Consider the following 16,899-nt stretch of genomic DNA (forward strand, 5'->3'; position numbering starts at 1 on the left):
TCAATCATCGATTGAGGTTTTTTTATTATTCGTATTTGTAATCCTTAATCCCTGCATTAATTTCTGCATTAATGTCGTTCTGTGGAGGCGGAATTGGACAAGAAAATTTCGGATTATACACACAGTATGGATTATAGGCCAGATTGAAATTCAAGATAATAGTTTCTCCTTCTGGAATCTCTAAATCTATATATCTACCCCCACCATAAGTGCTAACTCCTGAAGTTAAATCTGTAAAAGGCAAGAATAAATGCTTCTTGTACTCCTCTTGATTTCGCAGGTTAACATCCTGAAATAAATCTAATTTTTGTGGTTTGCCGTTTAGTGAAAACGAAGCCTCTCCGTATTTGACGTAAATAGGTTTGCGCTCCGTAGTTGTAGGCATCTCAAAAGGCACTTCGTCTGGTGTACGCGTAAACTGAGCTTCAATAATAAATCGTTGGTTAACGGGAAAAAAATCTAAGCTTACAAATTTTTTTAAGGCATCAGGTACTAACGGAGTTGTCTCTTTATTTGCAAATTCTTTATTTAAGCTTTTTTGAAATAAAAGTGCTTTTTCTGTCTCTGTTTGGGGAGAAGATGTACAAGCGTACTGTAACAATAGGACAGCACCAAGCATAATCAATCGTTTCATTGTTTTTTGTATTGTTCTGGGTTGACCGTAAAAATAACAAAAAAGGTTTGCCTTTTAAAGACAAACCTCTATAATAAATAAGAACAGTAAAATTACTTGATATGAGCGCGTAGCATCCAAGCTGCTTCTTCGTGTTTTTCTAATAGGCCAGTTAAGAAATCCGCTGTACCTTGATCATGCATATCGTCAATTAAATCGATATGCTCTCTTAAGTAGAGGATAATTGCTTCGTGATCTTTACATAAATCTTTAATCCATGAAGCACTGTCATTTCCCGCGTTATCTCTTGATTCAGATAATTGAGTCAAGGCTAAATATTCTTTTAAACTACTTGGGGCATAATGTCCTAAATGGCGAATTCTTTCTGCTATAGCGTCTACATCTAATATAATTGCTTCATATTGGGTTTGAAAAAATAGATGCATTGAATGAAAGTCAATACCCTCAACGTTATAGTGTGCTTTTCTCGTTTTTGTATAAAGCACAAATTCATCTGCTAATAGTTTGGCAAGTTTATCTGTGATTTGTTGTCTTACCTCGTCTTTTAAACCAATGTTTGTTTTCATAGTATTTGATTTTATTTGTCTACAAATTACGAAAAAAATAGGATTTAATCCTGGTTTAGTTTGATAAATAAAAGATAAAATAGACACTTTTAGCGTAAGTATCTGAATTTTGTTTAGCAGAGGTAATGAAAAAAGGATCTGTTTCCAGATCCTTTACACGATTATTTTTTTAATTTGTCAGCAGCATTTTCTAACCCTTTTTGAGTCTCTTTTGCCGCTTCATTGACATTTTCTTTTGCCTTATCTGCTTTCTCCTTCACCTCATCTTTCATTTCGTTGACTTTGTCTTTTGCCTCGTCTAATGATTTTGCCGCATCACTTTTTAACTCTTCTGCTTTGTCCTCTGCTTTATTTACAACTTCTTCTGTTTTATTTTTAGTTACTTCCCATACTTTTTGAGCTTCGTCTAGTGTTTTTCTAGCTGCTTCTTCTGCTGCTTTGTCTCCACTTTTTACTGCTGCTTCTAAAGCTTGTTTCGCTTCTTCAAATTTTGTTTCTGCCTCTGTTTGTGCTGCAGTTAATTCTGTTGCTGGAGTATCTGATTCTACTGCTTCTGATTTGTTGTCTTTACAAGAAGTAGCAAAAAGTAATCCTCCAATAGCTAACGATAATACGATTTTTTTCATAACAAAAATGATTTAAGTTTGACTACAAGTTAAGAAAAATTGAGTTTAAATGAAAATTTTAAGCTAAAATAGTAGTGTTTTTTACTTCTTTTTATTTTTAGTTAAATTTAATGGACCGTAGCCTTTGATGTAACGAGAAATCGTTTGCTTTCTTTTACTGACATAGGGGCCTGATTTTACTGGATTGTATCGTCTTGGGCTAGGTAAGATTACAGCTAATCCTGCCGCTTCATTCACGGTTAATTTGGCTGCACTCTTTTTGTACCAATGCTGCGCTGCCGCTTCAGCTCCATATACACCGTCTCCCATCTCAATACTGTTGAGGTAGACCTCTAAAATGCGTTCTTTGGACCAAAACAACTCAATTAATGCCGTGAAATAAGCCTCGAACCCCTTGCGAATATAACTTCGACCTGGCCATAAGAAAACGTTTTTTGCCGTTTGTTGCGAAATTGTACTCCCTCCTTTGATGCGTTTGCCTTTCTCGTTGTTCTTCATCGCCTTTTCAATAGCCTTGAAATCAAAACCATTGTGACTTAAAAAATGTCCATCCTCACTGACAATAACGGCCTTTTGTAAATTTGGACTGATTTGGTCTAAGGAGACCCAATCGTGTTTCATCGTAAAAGATTTGCCTTCTTTCTTTTGTTCGTACAATCGAATAAACATCAAGGGCGTATAAGGCACAGGAACAAAACGAAAAAAGATAACTGAAAAGATGCTTAGCGCAAAGAACCACAACACAAGCTTAAGAATAAAGCGTAAAAGTTTGCGAACCATAGATTTATATCATATAAAAACGAGTGCAAATGTACTAACATATTGTGAATTCCAATTCGAAGAATTAAAAAAAATACAAGAAAAAAAAACCGTCTCGAGTTGTGAGACGGCTTCTTTTTCGTTTATTAGAATCCTTGGTATTCTACTTCTTTTTCGTCGAAAACGATGCCGTTTTCTTCTAGTTCTTTTAGAATTGGAGCATAAACTTCCTCTTCAATTGGCATTTGTACACCTGGGGTATTGATGATGCCTTTTAGGATTTTTAATGCTGCAATGGCCAATGGCAAACCTACTGTTTTTGCCATTGCGGTGTATGTTTGGTCATCACCGATACAAATCATCGTCGAGTCAATTTGTCTTTTCACTCCGTTTAATTCGTAACCAATTTTATGGTACATCACAATCATGTCTTTATCCTCTGGTTCTAATGTCCAGCTATCGGCTAAGATCTTTTCGAGAATCTGCGCTGGAGTAGCATTTTTCAATCCAATGATTTTATCTGGGTTGAATAGATCTAATTCCAATAGTTTCTCCCATACAATATCATCTTGATCGATGTTCAACGCCAATCTCAATTTTGTTTCCACCGTATCTGTTGGATGATAAGGTAAATATAAGTTGATGAATTCACGGTATGACATGGTTTCTGAGTTGTCAATTACATACGTATCATCTGTAATTCCCAATTCAACAAATAAATTCCATGCTCTAGAATATCCTACACGGCGAATTGTTCCTCTAAAGATTGTTTTTGCGTCGTCTAGACCGTAAACGCTTTGGTATTTTAAAGAGTCGCGGTTCGCATAAGCTTCAAATTTGCCATATCCCTTTACATTTAAAAATTCAGTACGTCTGAATACTTTGTTGTACGGAATGTATTTATATTGTCCTTCTTGGATAAATTTAGCTGCACCACCTTGTCCTGCTAAAACTACGTTACGCGGATTCCACGTAAATTTGTAGTTCCATAAGTTAGTGTCTGATTCAGGTGCCATTAGTCCTCCACAAAAAGATTCAAATGAAATTATTTTTCCTCCTTTTGCTTTTACTTCGTGAATAATTTTCATCGCACTCATGTGATCAATCCCTGGATCTAATCCAATTTCGTTCATGAACACTAAGTTGTTTGCTTTTACTTCTTCGTCTAAAGCAGCCATTGCTGGACTGATATAGGAAGCTGTCGCTAAATGTTTCTTGAAGCGCACGCAATCTTTTGCCAATTCAATGTGTAAGGCTGCAGGTAGCATGGATATAACAATGTCTGATTGTTGAACCAAAGCTTGTCTTTGCTCCGTATTAAATAAATCAAATTCCTTTGCCGTAGCATTCGGATGTCCCATTGCTTTTTTCTCTGCAAGAGCTAAAGACAAATCGCAAATGGTTAAATGAAGGTTTTCTGTCGTAGATTTTTCAAGTAAATACTTAATAAGTGAAGAGGCAGAACGGCCAGCGCCTACGATTAATATTTCTTTCATTATTTTGTTTTTGGTTGTTTTACGAGTTACGAAAGTAAGGAATTATATAATGAGAGGGATAAAATATTTACTAAAAAAGTTTCGCTATAATTTTGTCGATGCGTACCAAATAAGAGCGTTCGTTGGTTTTGTCAAGGCTTAGAAGTCGGGCGAATTTTTGAGAAGATTTAAAAAAGACAGCAGCGAATAACCGTTTTTTTCTTTTTGTAAAATCACAAAAAGAAAGGAAGAGATTGATTGGAATTTGCTGTTGTTTGATAAAAAAGTAAAAGATGAGGAGAAAAAGAGGCAAAACAATATAAAAATCTCAAAAGGAGAATATAAACTAACTGCCTCGGGATGTGTTGTGTACAATAAATTTTGAGTATTTGTTTCGGGGGTTTAATGGATAATTTGTATCTTCGAAGGAAAAATAAATGGGACGTAAAATTATTGTAACGGCAACATTATTAGGTGCTTTAGGTATTGTTTTGGGTGCTTTTGGAGCGCACGGATTAAAAAAGATTGTCAGTGAAACTGCCGTAGCTTCTTATGAGGTTGGGGTTCGTTATCAGCTGTATCACGTCTTTTTTCTTTTGTTTGTTGGGCTTTCCTCTTTCTTCTCAGACGCAGTAAAAAAGAGGATATTTATCTTGACACTGATCGGTGTTACCTTATTTTCAGGGTCTATCTATCTACTAACGTTCAACGGGTTGCCCGGATTTAACGTTAAATTCTTAGGTCCAATTACTCCAATTGGGGGCGTTTTTATGATCATAGCTTGGGTGTATGCTGCAATTCAGACCCTTAAAACAGGAAAAAGCACGAAAATCTAGTTTTGTGTATCGTTATATTAAATTTATTTCTAAGTTTGCATATTAATTAAAAAGACAACATAACATAATGAAAATGGCTAATACGCAATCAATTTCACTTGAAAAATATGGTATTAAAGATGTTGTAGAGATTGTATATAATCCTTCCTACGATCTTTTGTATAATGAAGAAATTAAGTCTGACCTACAGGGTTTTGAAAGAGGACAAGTAACTGAATTAGGAGCTGTAAATGTTATGACAGGTGAGTTCACTGGTCGTTCTCCAAAGGATAAATACATTGTAAAAGACTCAGTTACTGAGAATACCGTATGGTGGAATTCTCCAGAATCGCCAAATGACAATAAACCAATTGACCAAAAAACGTGGGAAGCTTTAAAAGCAACTACAGTAAATGAGTTGTCAGGAAAAAAACTTTATGTTATTGACGCTTTCTGTGGTGCGAATGAAAATACGCGTTTGAAAGTGAGATTCATTATGGAAGTAGCATGGCAAGCACATTTTGTAAAAAATATGTTTATCCGTCCTACAGAAGAGGAATTAGCAAACTTCGGTGAGCCAGATTTCGTAGTAATGAATGGTTCTAAAACGACATTTAAAGATTACAAAGCATACGGATTAAATTCAGAAGTATATATCGCGTTCAACTTAACGGAAAAAGTTCAAATCATCGGAGGTACTTGGTACGGAGGTGAGATGAAAAAAGGATTGTTCTCGATGATGAATTACTATTTACCATTAAAGGGAATGGCATCGATGCACTGTTCTGCAAACAAAGGTAAAGAGGGCGATGTGGCGGTATTCTTTGGATTATCAGGTACTGGAAAAACAACATTGTCGACAGATCCAAAACGCGAGTTGATTGGAGATGATGAGCATGGATGGGATGATGAAGGAGTATTCAACTTCGAAGGAGGTTGTTATGCAAAGACTATTAGTTTAAGTCAAGAAAACGAACCGGATATCTACGGTGCAATTCGCCGCGACGCTTTATTGGAAAACGTTACGGTTGATGCGAATGGAGTTATCGATTTTAATGATGGTTCAGTAACACAAAATACACGTGTTTCTTATCCAATTGACCACATTGAAAATATTGTGAAGCCGGTTTCTAAAGCGGGTCACGCAACAAAAGTAATCTTCTTAACAGCAGATGCTTTTGGAGTTATGCCTCCTGTGTCTAAATTGACACCAGAGCAAACTAAATATTACTTCTTATCTGGATTTACCGCTAAATTAGCTGGTACTGAAAGAGGAGTAACTCAACCAGAACCTACTTTCTCAGCTTGTTTTGGTAAAGCATTCTTGTCTTTACACCCAACAAAATATGGAGAGGAATTAGTGAAGAAAATGGAGGAGCACAAGGCTACTGCCTATATGGTAAATACAGGATGGAATGGTACAGGAAAGCGTATCTCTATTAAAGATACACGTGCAATCATTGACAGAATCTTAGATGGTTCTATTGAGAATGCGGAGACAAACATTGTTCCTATCTACAATTTTGTCGTACCAACAGCTTTAGAAGGAGTTGATACTAATATCTTAGATCCTCGTAATACTTACGGAGATGCAAAAGAATGGGAAGATAAAGCAAAAGATTTAGCTGCTTTATTCATCAAAAACTTCAATTTATACACGAATAATGACGCTGGAAAAGCTTTAGTTGAAGCAGGTCCACAATTGTAATAAAAAAAAGAGAGCTTTTAGCTCTCTTTTTTTGTTATCAGTTATGAGTTAACGGTTATCTGATAACTCATAACCGTTAACTCATAACCGTTAACTCATAACCGTTAACTCATAACCAAAAAAAGTCTTCCGTTAGGAAGACTTTTTTTATGTTATTTATTTACTTTGTGAATGTATTTTTCAAGTGCCATGGTCATCGATGGTGCTTCTGGTGAAGGAGCCATGATATCTACGCGTAAATCGTGATCTAAGGCTTCTTTTTGCGTGGTTGTACCAAATACTGCAATTCGAGTGTTGTCTTGTGAGAAGTCAGGAAAATTCATGAATAGTGATTTGATTCCCGTTGGACTAAAGAAAGCCAAAACGTCGTATTTCACATCGGCTAAATCCGATAAATCACTCATTACTGTTTTGTAAAAAGTTCCAGCAGTCCAGTCTACTTTTAATTCTCCTAAAATCGTAGGAACTTCTGCGTTTAATTGATCGGATGCTGACAATAAGAATTTCTCATCCTTGTATTTTTTTATCAAAGGAGCTAAATCAGCAAAATCTTTTTGACCTACATAAATTTTTCTCTTGCGGTACACCACGTATTTTTGAAGATAAAAAGCGATTGCTTCAGATTGGCAAAAATACTTTAGCGTTTCAGGCACTTTATAGCGCATTTCTTCTGCAACGCGAAAGAAATGGTCTACAGAGTTCCTACTCGTCAAAATAACAGCTGTAAAGTTGTTTAAATCGATTTTTTGTTGTCTTACATCCTTAGCAGGTACACCTTCAACGTGTATAAAAGGCCTAAAGTCAATTTTTACTTTATACTTTTGTTCGATCTCAAAGTATGGTGAGTTTTCTACTTTAGGTTCTGGTTGAGAAACCAAAATTGTTTTCACTTTCATAGTTTAATTCTTATTTAGGCTCTAAAGTTTTTAAATGCAAAGTATATTATAAAATAAGGAGCTATTTCAAGGGTGCAAAGATACAAAATAAAATAGAACAACTTATTTAATATCGTTTTTCGATTGTTTTTTATAAAAATAACGTATAAACCTAGATTTGTTAAGATTAACGTAATTCCCAAGGTGGTAATGACTATTTGATTGACTATATCGTTGTAAAATAAGAGTAAATCAATGCCCAAGAGATACATGCCAATGTAATTTCGATAGGTTGCTTTTTGTAAATTGAAGTAATCTACAAAATCTTCTATTCCAAAGGTAATACCAATGATTTTGTCTAATAAATACTTAGCAATAACAAAAAAACAAGTAAAATTTAAAATTTGGATATAAGACAATAGGGTATATTGTTCGATCAAGCCAAAAGACCTCGCCGCAATTTGTAAGAAAAAGGTTATGGATAACAGCTGAATAGTTAAAAACGACAGCGTAAAACTATTGCGCAGATTCGTATTGTCTTTGTATATTTTTAAATATTTATCAGATATAGCCAAACGAGTAAACTCTGCAAATCGAACACTGAATACAGTTCTGTTAATAGCAATAATGGAGAAGCCCACAAAAAATAGCAGGCTAGCCCAATCTTTATTGGTCACAATTCGTTCGGTTAAGAGTAGATTATCCATATCAATTGCAAAATTAGTAAAAAAATGCATTTGTGAGACTTTGTTAATTATTTAAGGGCTAACTTTCTATAAAAAGGTTATTTTTGTATCCAAAGTATAGACAATGAACGCAGGACTAGTTATTATTCCTACCTATAATGAAATAGAAAATATAAGGCATATTATTGAGGCAGTACTCGAATTACCCGAGTGTTTTCACGTGCTCATTGTGGATGATAACTCACCAGATGGTACGGCTACAGTTGTAGAAGAATTACAGCAAGAACATCCTGAACTATATTTGTTGAAGCGAGAAGGGAAGAATGGGTTGGGAACAGCTTATGTAGATGGATTTAAGTGGGCTTTAGAACGAGAATATGATTATATTTTCGAAATGGATGCTGATTTTTCTCATAATCCTGCAGATTTGAGTCGACTCTTGGCTAGTTGTCAAGCAAATGGAGGAATGGTTGTTGGTTCTCGATACGTTACAGGTGTAAATGTGGTCAATTGGCCTTTGAATCGCGTACTGCTCTCCTATGGGGCCTCTATTTATGTTCGTTGGATTACACGTATGCCCATTCAAGATACAACAGCAGGTTTCGTTTGCTATACAAAAGAAGTGTTACAAGGTATCGATTTAGATAAAATTCGATTTGTAGGTTATGCCTTTCAAATCGAAATGAAATACAGAGTATACGTGAAGCAATACCCTATTACAGAGGTGCCGATTATTTTTACAGATCGAACGCGTGGGGAATCTAAGATGTCTAAGGGAATTATCAAAGAAGCTATTTTTGGCGTGATCAACCTTAAAATCAGAAAACTACTAAACAAACTATAATGACTAACTACTTAATTAAAAACGGAAACCTTGTCAATGAAGGTGTTGTTCAAAAAGCGGACCTCCTGATTCAAGAAGGGAAAATTGTGCGCATAGCTGGGGTTATCGAAGCAACAGCTGAGATGCAAGTGATCGATGCAACAGGAAAATACGTTATTCCAGGTATGATCGATGATCAAGTGCATTTTCGCGAACCAGGATTGACGCATAAAGGAGATATCGCATCAGAGTCAAGAGCGGCTGTAGCTGGGGGAATCACTTCTTTCATTGAACAACCCAACACCGTTCCTAATGCAGTTACTCAGGAATTGTTAGAACAGAAATACGAAATAGCGTCTTCCAAGTCGTATGCGAATTATTCGTTTATGATGGGAGGGACGAATGATAATTTAGATGAATTACTCCAGACAAATCCGCGTAATGTAGCGGGAATTAAATTGTTTTTGGGGTCGTCAACCGGCAATATGTTGGTGGATCGTCAAGAGGTTTTAGAAAAAATATTTTCGAGTACTTCCATGTTGATTGCGGTTCATGCTGAAGATGAAGCAACAATCCAAGCCAATTTGCAACAGCACAAGGAACAATATGGAGAGGATATCCCTGTAGAATGTCACCCAATTATTCGCAGTGAGGAGGCTTGTTATATTTCTTCGTCTAAAGCGATAGAATTAGCAAAGAAAACAGGAGCGCGATTACACGTGTTTCACGTGTCTACAGGAAAAGAAACGGATTTGTTTCGCAATGATATCCCATTAAAAGACAAAAAAATTACGGCGGAGGTTTGCGTACATCACCTGTGGTTTACCGATAAGGATTACGAGACAAAAGGGAACTTCATTAAGTGGAACCCCGCAGTTAAAAAAGAAAGTGATAGAGAAAAACTTTGGGAAGCTTTGTTAGATGGACGCATTGATGTTATTGCTACAGACCATGCACCCCATACGAAAGAAGAGAAAGCAAAAGCGTACACACAAGCTCCTTCTGGAGGCCCTTTAGTTCAACATGCTTTAGTCTCTTTGTTTGAAGCAAAAAAACAAGGGAGAATTACTGTTGAAAAAATTGTTGAAAAAACAGCGCACAATCCTGCGATTCTATTCCAAATAGAAAAAAGAGGATTTTTGAAAGAAGGCTATCACGCCGATATTGTTTTAATTGATCCGAATAACAGTTGGGAAGTAAATCAAAACAATATTTTGTATAAATGTGGCTGGTCTCCATTTGAAGGAGAAACATTCTCTTCTAAAGTTACCCATACATTTGTTAATGGATGTTTGGTCTATGAGAATGAAGAAGTAAAAGAAATACGCTGTGGACAAAGATTGCTTTTTGAACGTTAGTAGAATTAGAAAAATGAAACAAGTAGTAGTAGCTTTTTGTATGGTGTTACTGTTGTGTTCTTGTGCAAAGGATACAACTAAGCCCAATCCATTTATTGAGCAAGCAAAAATGGAAGATATTTTGTACGATATAGCGTTGTTGTATGGGATGCAAACAACCAATGCATTTGTGACAGATACAGTAAAGTCAATACAGGTGACAGATATTTTCGAAAAGCACCAAGTAGATAGCTTGACGTTTACTACCAATAACCGCTACTATGTGATGCTGAAAAAAGGCGTGTATTTGGATATGCAAAATCGCGTGATGGATCGACTGAAAAAGGATAAAGAACGAATTGATTCGCTATTGCCTGCTAAAAATATAGAACTAGCTCCTCTAGAAGCTATGAAAGTAGATAACGAGATGCAAGAGACGTCGAATCAAATGAAAGAAGAGGTCATGGTAAGTACTACTAATACAACAAATAAAGTAGCTTTGAGTAGTGAGAAAAAAGTTAACATGAAGGAGATGACTCCAGAAGAAAAAAAGAATTTACGGAAGAAGTTCGACGCAATGCTAAAATAAGGAGAACAAGTATTACTTAAAACTTTTGCTTATTTCGACTAAAAAATCTTTATAAGAAGTAAACTGAAAAGATAAAATTTGCTCAATTTTTGAAGCATCATAATTAAAACGACTTAAAGAAGCTTTCGCGATAGCACGTGTAAAGCTTCTTTTTTTTCGGGTTAATAGTGAAATAAAAGCATCTAAACGCCACGCTAGGGCAAGACCAAATCGTCCAATTTCAAAGCTAGCGGGTTTCTTGTTGAGCATCGTAGCAATAAAATGTAGCAGTTCGCGGTTTTCTAAATTAGCTGAAACGAGAATATAACGCTCATTTTTGTGTTCACTCTGCATCAGTTGGCGCATGCAAAATACAACATCTTCAACGGAAACAACAGCTGTGGTTCCAGCAGTGTAAAAAGGAAATCCTTGATGTACCTTATACAGTAATTCACTACTGCCTTCTCGGTAAAAACCACGACCGAAAATTACTCCAGGGTTGACGATGATTACATCAAGTCCTTCCTGAGTACCGCGCCAAACTTCCATTTCACCACCAAATTTACTCAAGGCATAATCACTGTGGTAAAGTTCCGGATTCCAGTCTGTTTTTTCCGTAATGGGGGTAGAAGGATGTAGCGATTCACCTAAAGCTGCAATCGAACTAACATGGCATAATTTTACAACCGGATAAGCAATACACAAGTTTACGATATTAGCGGTTCCCTCAATATTGGTTTTGCGTAGGATTTTCTCCTCTTTAGGGTCAAAGGAAACCATAGCAGCGCAGTGATACACATGTGTGATTTCCTTAAAAGCTTCTTCTAAGGCAGGTACGTCTAAAATATCTGCTTGTTGCCATTGAATACGTTCAAACAAGGCTAATGCATTGTGAAGCTCAAATACATGTTTAGTCTTGTCGATACTTAACGGATTTCGATAAATAGCACGCACATTACTTTCTTCTTGTTGAAGAAGGTGTAAAAGAAGATGGCTTCCAACTAAGCCTGTTGCACCAGTGACTAGTATCATAATGAACAAATGTAAAGTTTATGTTTTAGAAAGTGAAAGAATTGAACTAAAAGTTTGAAAGTAACGCCCGTATTTTCAGTGTATTGTTTTGAACAGTCTGAAAGCAATAAAAATAGAAAAGCGACCAAAAAAAGTTCGAATAGCGTAAGGAATTGACCTATCTTTGCATAAAATATAATTAAATGAAAAATTTTATTGAAGAAGTGACTTGGAGAGGAATGCTCCACGACGTTATGCCAGGCACTGAAGAACATTTGTTGGAGCAGATGCGTGTGGCGTATGTGGGGATTGACCCAACAGCGGATTCATTGCATATTGGACATTTAGTGGGTGTAATGCTTTTAAAGCATTTTCAAATGGCAGGACACAAACCAATTGCTTTAATTGGTGGTGCTACAGGAATGGTAGGAGATCCATCTGGAAAATCAAATGAAAGAAATCTATTGTCCGAAGAAGCTTTACGTCACAATCAAAATGCGATTAAAGCACAGTTAGAACGCTTTTTAGATTTTAATTCTGGTGCTGGAAATGCTGCCGAACTCGTAAATAACTACGATTGGATGAAAGATTTTTCTTTCCTAGAATTTATCCGAACTGTGGGTAAACACATTACCGTAAACTATATGATGGCCAAAGATTCTGTGAAAAAACGCCTAAACGGTGAATTCCAAGATGGAATGTCATTCACAGAGTTTTGTTATCAATTGCTACAAGGATATGACTTTTTGCACTTATTCCAAGCAAAGAACGTTACCTTGCAAATGGGAGGTTCGGATCAGTGGGGAAATATCACTACAGGGACAGAATTAATTCGCCGTACGATTAGTGAAAAAGCATACGCATTGACTTGCCCGTTAATTACAAAAGCTGACGGAACGAAGTTTGGTAAATCAGAAGGTGGAAATATTTGGCTGTCTGCAGAATACACTTCTCCTTACAAATTTTACCAATACTGGGTAAACGTATCCGATGCCGATGCCGAAAAATACATCAAAATTTTTACGTTTATTGGACGTGAAGAAATAGAATCATTAGTGAAAGAACACCAAGAAGCACCGCATTTACGCGTATTGCAAAAGCGATTGGCAGAGGAAGTAACGACAATGGTTCACGGAGCAGAAAATTTAGCAAATGCAATCAAAGCTTCTGGAATTCTATTTGGTAATTCATCAGCGGATGATTTAAAACAACTAGATGCTAAAACATTCTTAGAGGTTTTTGACGGAGTTCCTCAAGCAGAAATTTCGAAAGCGGATATAGAAGCAGGTTTGCCAATTATCGAAGCTTTAGCAGGAAAAAGTGGGTTCATGCCTTCGAATGGCGAAGCACGTCGTTCCTTACAAGCAAATGCAATCGCTGTTAATCGCGATAAAGTGACAGAGGAATATGTAATCTCGGCTTCAGACTTGATTAACAATCAGTTTATCCTACTTCAAAAAGGAAAAAAGAATTACTTTATTTTAGATGTAAAGTAATCCATATCAATACAAAATAGTAAAAAAGGTTATCTCTAAATCACTGAGATAGCCTTTTTTGTTTTAAATCTACCATATACGTGGTATTTACTTTTATTTGTGACGCTGCTATCTTTGCCTTATCAAAAACAAACAAATACGATACTGTTTTTTCTAATACGTGAAAAATACATTGTCTAAACTTAAAAGTAGTAGTGCCATGCAGTCTAAAGTTTTTTTATCGAAAACGACTTCTATCCTTTATTTTAATCAACAGGAAGATTCTTCTTTCATGTCGATGACGTGCTGCATGAACTTGTGTTGTTGCTAGCGCAAGAACTATCTCATCTCGGATGTCATAAGTTTGACATCTCAATCATTTTAATTCTATCACTTTATTATTAATGCATTGCTAGAAACATCTAGCAATCAAAGGGACAATTTATGCAAAAAATTTTACAAATTGTTTTTGTGCTGATGGGAGTTTATCAGTTACAAGCACAGGAGTTTACACTGAAAGGGACTGTTTCCGATATAGGAGGAAGTTTACCCGGAGTAAGTGTAACTGTAGTTGAAACAGGGAAAGGAGTTGCTACAGATTTTGATGGAAATTACACGATTAAAGTGGAGCCAAATCAAACACTTTCTTTCTCTTTTATTGGATATACCACGCAAAAAGTGAAAATATCCACTCAAACAGAACTTAATATATACCTAGAGGCTCATGCCGAAAATCTAGAAGAAGTCATTATTCAAGTGCCTTATGGTACAGCCAATAAAAAGACGTATACAGGATCAGTTGGATTAGTTAGCGCTAAAACGATTGGACAGACTCAAGTGAGTAATGTCTCAAGAGTTTTAGAAGGTTCGGTAGCAGGGGTTCAGTCTTTTGCAGCAAGTGGACAACCTGGTTCGGAAGCGGAAATCCGCATCCGTGGGATTGGTTCAGTAAATGCGGGGAGCAGACCTTTGTATGTAGTAGATGGTGTGCCTTATGAAGGAGGACTATCTACTATTGCACCGGCAGATATTGAATCTATTTCTGTATTAAAGGATGCTACATCTGCAACTTTATATGGATCTAGAGCAGCAAATGGCGTTGTGATGATTACAACCAAAAAAGGAGTGAAAAATCAAGAGCCTCAAATCGAGATATCGGCTAAATACGGAACATCAAGCCGAGCGCGTAGTGATTATAAAACGATGAGTACCAATCAATACATGGAAATGTATTGGGAGGCTATGCGCAATGGACGTATGGATACAGCTGGAGAAGATTGGGCTACCGCTTCTCAATATGCAACGGCAAATTTAGTTAGCTCGTTGGGAATTAATCCCTACGGATTGGATAACCCTGAACCAGTTGGTACAGATGGAAAATTACGTGCTGGATTACGCCCACTATGGAATGACAACTGGACCGACGCTTTATCGCAAAATGCTAATTATACAGATTTGACGGTTCGTGTATCTGGTGGTGGTGCAAAAACAAGATATTTTGTTTCTGGAGGTTTCTTAAACAACCAAGGATATGTCAAAGAATCCGGTTTTAAACGCTTTAATTTCCGATCGAATATTGTAATAGATGCTAAGAACTGGTTGGAATTGGGGTTGAATACTTCCGCTTCACATTCGATTCAAGATTATCCGAAACAAGATGATAGTGCCATTGGCAATGTGATTGGATTTGGTCGTAATATGCCTTCTTTTTACCCGATTTACGAACGCGATTTAACTACAGGAGCCTATTTATTAGATCCTGAAACAGGAAATCGTATCTATGATTTTGGAAACTATAGAGCAAGCTCGTATGCTCGTCACAATCTAGTAGCTACACTTCCCTTAGATAAGGCAGAAAATAAAACAGATTATGCCTCTGTTCGTACGTATGCTCAAGTGAAGTTCTTAGATAATTTGAAATTTAAAACTTCGTTAAACGTAGATTACAACAGTGTGTATAATCACAATGTAACGAATCCTGAAGTAGGGCCATCTAGTTCTACAGGAGGAGGTGTAAGCATGAGAAACACACGTACAACGGCGATGACGTATAACAATGTCCTGAATTACGATTTTGATTTAGATGATAAAAATAGTATTGGCGTGATGGTAGGACAAGAGTTCTATAAATATAAATCAAACTATTTTGGAGGAGCAAGAGAACAGTTGATTATGTTGGGATACGAACAACCAGATGCTGCCTCTCGATTGGCTGATTTCTATGGAAAAGCAGATGAATATAATATCTTTAGTTTATTTGGAAACTTACAGTATTCATATGATAAGAAGTATTACTTATCTGGATCTTACCGCAGTGATCGATCTTCTCGATTTGCTCCAGGAAATCGCACCGCTTCCTTTTGGTCTTTAGGAGCTTCGTGGCGTCTAATAGATGAAGATTTCATGCAGAAGTATAGAGATTCATGGTTGAATGAATTGATGGTTCGCGCAAGTTATGGTGCACAAGGAAATGATAAAGTGGAATATTATGCGTATCAGGCTTTATTTGATATCTATAATAATCTAGGTGATCCAGGTCTAGTAGCTTCTCGTTTGGGAACACCAAATGTGAGTTGGGAAACAAATATGAACCTAAATTTAGGTTTTGATTTTGGAATTTTCAATAACCGATTAACGGGTACGGTGGAATATTTTGAACGTGCGTCTAAAGATTTATTGTTTAATGAAGAACTAGCTCCTTCTCTTGGATTTAGCTCAGTATTAAAAAATATTGGGAAAATGAAAAATTATGGATGGGAATTATCACTAGAAGGATATCCAATCGTAACAGAGGATTGGAAATGGAAATTGGGAATGAATATTACGACTTATAAAAATAAAATTCAATCTCTTCCTACAGAAGAAATGTACAGTGGAACTAAAAAATGGATGAAAGGCGGATCATTGTATGATTTTTACCTCATTGAATGGGCAGGGGTTAATCCTGAAACAGGAAAACCAAGATGGTATGGAACGGATGCTAATGGCGAGCGTTTCATCACGGAAAATTACAGTGAATTAAAAGACAAAGACAAAGTGAAAAGCGGAAACTCACTGCCGAAATTTTCAGGTGGATTCCAAACCGACTTGTCTTATAAAAATTGGCAATTGATTGCGAACTTCTCTTATGCTGTTGGTGGGAAAATATACAACGGTGATAAGTTGAGTTTAATGAAGCAAAATGGAGGAGGAACGTCTTGGAGTGTGGATATGTTAGATCGTTGGACACCTGAAAATACGGATGCTGATGTGGCGCGATTGACCACTTCAACGGCTAATGTATGGACGAATAGCTCAACTCGTTTCTTAGTAGATCGCTCATTCTTGAAGTTAAAAACGCTTTCTTTATCGTATAATTTTCCAAAAGAATGGTTGGATAAAGTCAATATAGGACAAGCATCCTTGTACTTACAAGCGGAGAATCTCTTTACATGGGCCAAACATCAAGGACTAGATCCTGAACAAAACTATGATGGAACAACTTATTTCCGTTATCCTGCAATGAAAACGATTTCAGTAGGAGTAAATTTAAAATTATAAC

Annotated in this window: 15 protein-coding genes; 7 read left to right on the forward strand and 8 right to left on the reverse strand. The window is 36.4% G+C overall.

Annotated elements, in window-relative coordinates; all coding sequences use genetic code 11:
* Positions 1 to 25: 25 nt before the first annotated feature.
* The 5 genes from FBR08_RS08245 to FBR08_RS08265 all read right to left on the reverse strand — a co-directional run bounded on the left by FBR08_RS08245 (position 26) and on the right by FBR08_RS08265 (position 4,081).
* The gene (locus FBR08_RS08245; RefSeq protein WP_233266295.1) at positions 26 to 634 is read right to left on the reverse strand and encodes a DUF1684 domain-containing protein; all 609 of its coding nucleotides are present in this window, start codon (positions 632 to 634) and stop codon (positions 26 to 28) included.
* A gap of 92 nt (positions 635 to 726) precedes the next feature.
* On the reverse strand, positions 727 to 1,200 hold the full coding sequence (locus FBR08_RS08250; RefSeq protein WP_158962291.1) for a Dps family protein: 474 nt from the start codon (positions 1,198 to 1,200) through the stop codon (positions 727 to 729).
* Positions 1,201 to 1,361: 161 nt separating this feature from the next.
* Positions 1,362 to 1,826 (reverse strand): hypothetical protein, encoded by a 465-nt coding sequence (locus FBR08_RS08255; RefSeq protein ID WP_158962292.1) that lies wholly within the window; start codon positions 1,824 to 1,826, stop codon positions 1,362 to 1,364.
* Positions 1,827 to 1,907: 81 nt separating this feature from the next.
* Positions 1,908 to 2,606 carry a monofunctional biosynthetic peptidoglycan transglycosylase gene (mtgA, locus tag FBR08_RS08260; RefSeq protein ID WP_158962293.1) on the reverse strand — a complete coding sequence of 233 codons (699 nt, stop codon included), beginning with the start codon at positions 2,604 to 2,606 and terminating at the stop codon, positions 1,908 to 1,910.
* 125 nt (positions 2,607 to 2,731) lie between these two features.
* On the reverse strand, positions 2,732 to 4,081 hold the full coding sequence (locus FBR08_RS08265) for a saccharopine dehydrogenase family protein (protein ID WP_158962294.1): 1,350 nt from the start codon (positions 4,079 to 4,081) through the stop codon (positions 2,732 to 2,734).
* 416 nt (positions 4,082 to 4,497) lie between these two features.
* Here FBR08_RS08265 and FBR08_RS08270 point away from each other — a divergent pair, with 416 nt between their 5' ends.
* Positions 4,498 to 4,896: a DUF423 domain-containing protein gene (locus FBR08_RS08270; RefSeq protein ID WP_158962295.1), complete on the forward strand. Its 399-nt coding sequence runs from the start codon at positions 4,498 to 4,500 to the stop codon at positions 4,894 to 4,896.
* Between the two features lie 67 nt (positions 4,897 to 4,963).
* On the forward strand, positions 4,964 to 6,583 hold the full coding sequence (gene pckA / locus FBR08_RS08275) for a phosphoenolpyruvate carboxykinase (ATP) (protein WP_158962296.1): 1,620 nt from the start codon (positions 4,964 to 4,966) through the stop codon (positions 6,581 to 6,583).
* Positions 6,584 to 6,735: 152 nt separating this feature from the next.
* Here pckA and FBR08_RS08280 read toward each other — a convergent pair whose 3' ends face one another.
* A complete protein-coding gene (locus tag FBR08_RS08280; RefSeq protein ID WP_158962297.1) occupies positions 6,736 to 7,479 on the reverse strand; it encodes a uroporphyrinogen-III synthase in 744 nt (247 codons plus the stop codon).
* A 14-nt stretch (positions 7,480 to 7,493) separates the two neighbouring features.
* Positions 7,494 to 8,195: a DUF4271 domain-containing protein gene (locus FBR08_RS08285; RefSeq protein WP_158962298.1), complete on the reverse strand. Its 702-nt coding sequence runs from the start codon at positions 8,193 to 8,195 to the stop codon at positions 7,494 to 7,496.
* A gap of 73 nt (positions 8,196 to 8,268) precedes the next feature.
* On the opposite strand from FBR08_RS08285, the gene FBR08_RS08290 reads away from it, so the two are divergent.
* From FBR08_RS08290 to FBR08_RS08300, 3 genes are read left to right on the forward strand one after another with little or no spacing between them, the layout of a single operon-like run.
* Entirely contained in the window at positions 8,269 to 8,988 is a 720-nt protein-coding gene (locus FBR08_RS08290; RefSeq protein ID WP_158962299.1) for a polyprenol monophosphomannose synthase, read from the forward strand.
* Positions 8,988 to 10,325, forward strand: coding sequence for a dihydroorotase (locus FBR08_RS08295; protein WP_158962300.1), 1,338 nt, complete (start codon positions 8,988 to 8,990; stop codon positions 10,323 to 10,325). The genes FBR08_RS08290 and FBR08_RS08295 overlap by 1 nt, the downstream gene beginning before the upstream one ends.
* Positions 10,326 to 10,338: 13 nt before the next feature.
* Entirely contained in the window at positions 10,339 to 10,893 is a 555-nt protein-coding gene (locus FBR08_RS08300) for a DUF4296 domain-containing protein (RefSeq protein WP_158962301.1), read from the forward strand.
* A 12-nt stretch (positions 10,894 to 10,905) separates the two neighbouring features.
* Here the strand turns inward: FBR08_RS08300 and FBR08_RS08305 are convergent, their stop codons facing one another.
* A complete protein-coding gene (locus tag FBR08_RS08305) occupies positions 10,906 to 11,904 on the reverse strand; it encodes an NAD-dependent epimerase/dehydratase family protein (protein WP_158962302.1) in 999 nt (332 codons plus the stop codon).
* Positions 11,905 to 12,086: 182 nt separating this feature from the next.
* On the opposite strand from FBR08_RS08305, the gene tyrS reads away from it, so the two are divergent.
* Together tyrS and FBR08_RS08315 are read left to right on the forward strand one after the other, a co-directional pair.
* A complete protein-coding gene (gene tyrS, locus FBR08_RS08310; RefSeq protein WP_158962303.1) occupies positions 12,087 to 13,379 on the forward strand; it encodes a tyrosine--tRNA ligase in 1,293 nt (430 codons plus the stop codon).
* Positions 13,380 to 13,802: 423 nt separating this feature from the next.
* On the forward strand, positions 13,803 to 16,898 hold the full coding sequence (locus FBR08_RS08315; protein ID WP_158962304.1) for a SusC/RagA family TonB-linked outer membrane protein: 3,096 nt from the start codon (positions 13,803 to 13,805) through the stop codon (positions 16,896 to 16,898).
* Position 16,899 lies beyond the last annotated feature (1 nt).

The organism is Myroides fluvii, from assembly GCF_009792295.1.
In the GTDB taxonomy this organism is placed as follows: domain Bacteria; phylum Bacteroidota; class Bacteroidia; order Flavobacteriales; family Flavobacteriaceae; genus Flavobacterium; species Flavobacterium fluvii_A.